This is a genomic window from Streptomyces sp. ActVer, from assembly GCF_027270795.1.
Classification (GTDB): domain Bacteria; phylum Actinomycetota; class Actinomycetes; order Streptomycetales; family Streptomycetaceae; genus Streptomyces; species Streptomyces umbrinus_A.
In genome coordinates this window covers 1-5,342 of record NZ_JAPWHT010000589.1, presented here as the reverse complement: position 1 = coordinate 5,342, position 5,342 = coordinate 1, and the positions used below count along the sequence as shown (strand labels likewise).

Here is a 5,342-nt window from a genome sequence, read left to right as displayed (position 1 = left end):
GGCTCGCTCAACGGCGGCGCCCGGCGGTGGCAATGCCTGGACGGGTGCGCTTCCGGCTTGGGGGCGCGGGCAGTTGGGCGACGTGAGACTCACCATAGGGGAAGCGATGTAATATTTGACATCGAATGAGCGCAAGAATTGATGATTCCCTCTTGTGGGTGACCGGAGGGAACGCATCACGACGAGAGAGGGTTCAGTGCCGCCCAGCACAGCCCCTAGCACCGCCCCCACGCTGCGCCAGCAGCGCCTGGGTACCGAACTGCGCAAGCTCCGGGAGCACGCGGGACTGACGTCCAGTGCCGCCGCGGGACTGCTCGGCCTCAAACAGGCGCAGATCAGCAACATCGAGGCGGGCCGCTATGCCGTCAGTGCCGATCGCGTCCGTACCTTCGCCAGCAGCTACAGCTGCACCGACCCCGCGTTCGTCGATGCGCTGGCTGCGATGACCGGCGGGCGGCAGCGCGGGTGGTGGGACGAGTATCGGGAGCACCTGCCGGCCACGTTGATCGACCTTGCCGAACTTGAGCACTACGCCACCGGTCTGCGCGTGGCACTCATCATCCACATCCCAGCCCTGTTGCAGACCACGGACCACGCACGAGCCCTCTTTCAGCAAGTGGCCCCGCCCATGCGGCAGTACGAGATCGAGCATCGCCTTACGCATCGCATCAAGCGACAGGGCATCCTGCACGGGGAGGATCCGCCCCCGTACACGGCGACCATCCACGAGGCGGCGCTCCGCATGGGTTTCGGCGGCCCGGTCGTCGCGCGCGCCCAACTCCAGCACCTCATCGGCATGAGCGAGTTGGCCCATGTCACCATCAGGGTGATTCCCTTCGGCGCGGATCGCTTCCCGAGCACGGGTCAGTCCTTCGACTACGTCGAGGGCCCCGTCCCACAACTCGACACCGTCCAGTTGGACACACACCACGGCGGCTGCGGATTCCTCGATGCAGAGGCACAGTTGAGTAAGTACCGTTCCGTGTTGGATCGCATGGAGCCCTGTGCGCTCAACCCCGCCGAGTCACGCGACTGCATCCACCGCCTCATCCGGGACATCTGAGAGAGACCGACGACTGTGACCACCATCCACTGGCAGAAGTCCACGTACAGCGGCGACAGTTCGAACTGCGTCTACGTCGCTGCCACCCCGACCGGAGCCATCCACCTACGCGAAAGCGACGAGCCGGACGTCGTCCTCTCTACGAGTTCCGCCCGCCTGCATGAGCTGATACGCATCCTCAAGGCGCATCCGCCGATACACAGCGCCTGAGCAATTGGAAGCCTTGGGCCACCGTGTCGCGCCCACTGTGCCGTGCTGACGGTGACGCCACGCTCTGGGTGTCCCAAGGTTGCAATCGCTAGCGGCGCCTTCAGCCAGTGCTCGCATTGCTCGCCCGCACAAGCCCTCCATAACTCACAAGCCGGAACGGGCGCGAACCTCCGGGCAACGCGGCCACGGCATCCTGGTGCAGGTGTCCTGCGCACCACAACTGGGTGATCCGTGCATCCACATAGCGCCTGTACGGCCCGGCCGTCAGTACCACGCCGTTGATCCGCAGGACGGCCAGCACCTTGATCTCACGGTCGGGCATCTGGTTCGCGAGTCCAACGGCCCGCTGCCCCTGCGGGCTGACCGGGACGATCTCGCACTCGACCAGCCGCCACGAGTTCACTCTGAGCACGCGACGCATGCGGAGGACATTTGACCAAGGTCCAGATGTTCAGCGGGAGCAAGACTCGCACGAGGGTGCACAAGACGATGCCGAGGATTGGGATGAACCGCTTGTCGCCGGAAGCTGATCCCACGAGCGGGGTCAGGATGAGCGCGGGCCACGCCATCAAGAGAAGGATCCACTGGCGTTGGACTCGCCGCCGAATAGAGCGGCCGGTGGGATGGTGATTGATGGCCGGCTGTGATGTCCGGGACAGAAGCACGGACACCACGGTCATGGAAGGTGTCCTTCATTCTCAGCCTGCGCGAGGGGGTTGTCGAAGCTGACCGTCTCGGCGATCTGCTGGAGGATCTCGCGGTACTGCTCGCGGCGGGCCACAACAGTCGTACTCAGTGTGATTACGACGAGACGCTTACAGTCTGGGTGGGGTAGATGTGCATGGATCTGGACAAGGGGCGCCGGAGAGAGCCCGCTGTCCGCTGAAGGCTTGAGTACGGTCTCACTGAGGGTGGCCGGGCCGCAGGAGAGTTCGAGGTACTCGATGCGGGTATGGCCTTGGGCTGAAGTTACGGCGCGGGCCACGGTGACCGCGCGTGGTGCCACGGCTGTGTCGCGCCAGGAAAGCGTGAAGAATGAAAGCAGTGGCTGACCACTGCTTTCATCTGTGCCGTCGATGTCGTCCCGGTGCAAACCAACCGAAAAATGGACTGTGCCGACCTCACGTAGAGCCCCCAACAACTGCTGACCCTTCGCGAATTGGGCGATGAACTGCTGGCGCAGGACGTCGTCAGGTGCCGCGTCGAGAAACGGAGCGAGGGCAGTTCGCAGCACGTCGGCGGCGGGAGATTCAGGCACGGGCAACAGGGCGTCGAGGGGGAGAGCCGTGAAGCCTGGAGGTTCGGCGAACCAGATTTCGGTGGTGGGGTCCTTGGCAGAGTTGTGAAGCGTAAAGCTGGGTATGGCCATCAAGGTGTCTCTTCACTGCGCGTATCAGGTTGGGCGGGGTAGATCCCGACGCGTCGGCCCCGTTCGATGTCCTCAGGAGTAGCGCCCCAGTCCGCGAAGCTGCGGCCGTCTTCCGCCCTCGACTGCTGCTGAAGGACATGGAGGCGGCGAGGCGCCGTACCGTCCGGAATGGGCGCGGCGATGAGACCGATGAAGCGTGGGTCGCCAGCGAACCACACAGCCTCAATCTGTGCCTTCAGCTCGGGCTTGGCACGCGGAGCCAAGCGACGACTCCACCACTCCGTGCGCAGATGCTGGGGGAATACCAACGGTAGTCTCTGCTCCGGGCGGGCCGGATTGGGAAGTTCGAACCATCCGTACTGCCTGCCGAGGACCTCTGGATGTTTGGTCAGCCCCGACGGTACGCTGCGGAGAATTTGCCATGGATACGTTTGCAAAATGCGCCGCATGCGGAATGCTGCAGGAAAATAGCGCAGTTGGAGCACTGCTCGATATAGGGAGTAGAGCAGGAACGGAACGAACAAGAAGGCAAACCCTGGAGACAGGAACACGACAAGCACAGCCAGCAGACCAACCCAAGTGGCCAGCCATCCGATGAGGCCGACGATGTTCATGGCCATGTGGTACAGCCAGGCCCGGCGGGTAAGCGGGTGGGCCCAGGCAGTCATGTAGTCAGCAGGATTCATTGGCGCGCTCTTCCTCCGGGGAAAGTCAAAAGACGTGACCAACAAGGTTCAGGATTCCACCGTTGTCGAGGATGAGCCGTGTCCCGTCAATTCCGGCAACGGCACCATCCTTGATTCCGTCATCGTCCGCGTCCACGAGACTGTTGACCAGACCGAAGCCAGCGGTGCCCACACCAATCGAACTTGACGTTGCGGCTACTACTTTCTCCGCCTTTGCTGTGTCACTCGCACCGCGCACCAGCCATCCGGTCAGAGGATTGTCCAGGTTGGAGATACCCTGCGCCCCCTCCATGATCTTGGATCCGAAGACTCCTGCCTTCTGCCCAGCCGAGAGGGTCTCGCTTCCGGCACGAATGGCGTTTACTGCTCCTCGGGATCCGACCGCTACTGCTCCAAGGCCTGGAAGCGCGCCCATGACGTCGCTTCCGACGGTGACGAGGTTACTGAAGAAGTCAGCGTCGAACTCACCCTTGGTGAAGCCATCCTTCAACGACGCCCACATCTCGGGATCCTGGAAGATGCGCCACCCCAACGCCGTTGCGCTCAGCGCCGCGGCTGTGAGCATGAGCGCCGCCACCATCGCCACACCCAGCGGCCCAGCGAAGATGATCGCCACCAATCCGACGACGCCCGCCACAAAGCTGAGGATGTCCGGCAGGTTCTCCTGTAGCCAGTCCATCGCCGAGTCGAACCACCCCGGCTCATGAGGCGCCAGCTTCTTCGTGGCCTCCCGGATCTTGCCCGCCCGGTACTGAGCCTGCTTCTCATGCTCCTCGGCGAGCTTTCGAGCCCTGCTCAGGATCTTCTCGAGGTCGGCTTCTGCCTCATCGACGGCTGTGTTCGCGCTGGTCAGGGCCTTCTGGGCGTCGTCGTGCGCGGCGCCCTTCTTCTTGTCCAGGGCCGGGTCGTCGCCCGCTGTCGTCGCCTTGCCCTTGGCGGTGTCGACCGCAGCGCGCGCGTCCTTCGCCTCCTCGTCCAGGCGCTTGGCTCGGCGCTGAAAGTCGTCGAGTTCACCCTCCCAGAGGTTCAGTTGCTTGGCCGCCTTGCGAAGAGAACGCGCGGCGTTCTTCAGGTTCAGCGGCAGCGGGCCGCCGTCGAGCTGCTCCCGGAAGGCAACGGCCGCGTCGCCCTTCCAGTAGCTCCCGTCCATCAGCTTGGTGACCAGGTCACGCGTGTCTTCGAGAACCTTCGCGCAGCCGGCGAGCTTCTTGTGCAGGCCGCTTACCGTTTCGGTGCTGCCCGGCACCGGGTTGAAGCCCAAGTGTGGATAGTCGCGATTGGGGATCCTCGGCGAGGACTTCAACCCTTGTGGTAGCGCACCATCCTTGGCTACCTGAGGGTCGGGGACAGGGGACGGTTCAAGGCTTGGGGTCTCGGTCACTTCTTGCCGCCGCCTTTGCCGCTGCCGGCCTTCTTCAGTGCCTCTTCAAGGGCCTTGTCGACTTCGCGGTAGCTGTCCCGGCTCTTGCCGATAATCTTGGCAAGGTCCTCGGTCTGCTTGCCGATCTCCTCCGAGCCGTACTTCCAGTCCTCCTGGAAGTCCTCACACGCCGCGTCCAGGTCGTCGGTACCCAAGCCCGTGGTGGTGGCATCGGCCAACGCCTTGCGGACGCCCTTGAGCGAGTCCGTCGACTTGTTCAGCATCTTCATGAAGCGCCCGAGCTCATCACCGTCGACCGCCAACCGCTCCGCCACGCCCCGTTACCTCTCCCCGTTCGCCCACCGTTCCTGAGAGCGGAATCACGCTATCCGCTCTTCACCGCACTCCGCCAACCGCTCCTCGGGAGAGCGGATGGCCAACGGGCTGAATCAGCCACCTCGGTCAGCGGTTGACGGCCTGGATCTCCTGGACGATCACGTCCTGGTCCGCCCCGAACTCGCCGTCGGGCAGTGGCTGGTCACCGTTCACGCCGGTGCCGGTCCAGTGGATTCTCCACGTGACCGTCGCCTGGAGCTTGTACGAGTCGTCGCCCGAGGAGCGCAGGTACCGCACGCCGCACGGTGGGGTCTCGTC

Annotated in this window: 7 protein-coding genes and 1 pseudogene; 2 read left to right on the top strand and 6 right to left on the bottom strand. The window is 63.9% G+C overall.

The genetic code is table 11. The features are described 5' to 3' along the window. Positions 1–196: 196 nt before the first annotated feature. Both O3Q52_RS48240 and O3Q52_RS48235 read left to right on the top strand, forming a co-directional pair. Entirely contained in the window at positions 197–1,063 is an 867-nt protein-coding gene (locus O3Q52_RS48240; protein WP_269654796.1) for a helix-turn-helix transcriptional regulator, read from the top strand. 15 nt (positions 1,064–1,078) lie between these two features. Beyond that, a complete protein-coding gene (locus O3Q52_RS48235; RefSeq protein WP_269654795.1) occupies positions 1,079–1,273 on the top strand; it encodes a DUF397 domain-containing protein in 195 nt (64 codons plus the stop codon). A gap of 100 nt (positions 1,274–1,373) precedes the next feature. Here the strand turns inward: O3Q52_RS48235 and O3Q52_RS48230 are convergent, their stop codons facing one another. The 6 genes and pseudogenes from O3Q52_RS48230 to O3Q52_RS48205 all read right to left on the bottom strand — a co-directional run. Continuing rightward, positions 1,374–1,685, bottom strand: a complete 312-nt coding sequence (locus O3Q52_RS48230; RefSeq protein ID WP_269654794.1) for a hypothetical protein — start codon at positions 1,683–1,685, stop codon at positions 1,374–1,376. 264 nt (positions 1,686–1,949) lie between these two features. Continuing rightward, positions 1,950–2,642, bottom strand: a complete 693-nt coding sequence (locus O3Q52_RS48225; RefSeq protein WP_269654793.1) for a hypothetical protein — start codon at positions 2,640–2,642, stop codon at positions 1,950–1,952. Beyond that, entirely contained in the window at positions 2,642–3,256 is a 615-nt protein-coding gene (locus tag O3Q52_RS48220; protein WP_269654792.1) for a hypothetical protein, read from the bottom strand. Before O3Q52_RS48220 ends, O3Q52_RS48225 begins: the two co-directional genes overlap by 1 nt. A 97-nt stretch (positions 3,257–3,353) precedes the next feature. After that, entirely contained in the window at positions 3,354–4,589 is a 1,236-nt protein-coding gene (locus O3Q52_RS48215) for a hypothetical protein (protein ID WP_269654791.1), read from the bottom strand. 116 nt (positions 4,590–4,705) lie between these two features. Beyond that, positions 4,706–5,023 carry a type VII secretion target gene (locus O3Q52_RS48210; RefSeq protein ID WP_269654790.1) on the bottom strand — a complete coding sequence of 106 codons (318 nt, stop codon included), beginning with the start codon at positions 5,021–5,023 and terminating at the stop codon, positions 4,706–4,708. 127 nt (positions 5,024–5,150) lie between these two features. Continuing rightward, positions 5,151–5,342, bottom strand: a pseudogene (locus O3Q52_RS48205) (hypothetical protein); the annotation flags it as partial.

Coding starts and splice junctions, on each gene's coding strand:
- O3Q52_RS48225 (WP_269654793.1), bottom strand. CDS start 2,642: ATGGCCATACCCAGCTTTACGCTTCACAACTCTGCCAAGGACCCCACC.
- O3Q52_RS48220 (WP_269654792.1), bottom strand. CDS start 3,256: ATGAACATCGTCGGCCTCATCGGATGGCTGGCCACTTGGGTTGGTCTG.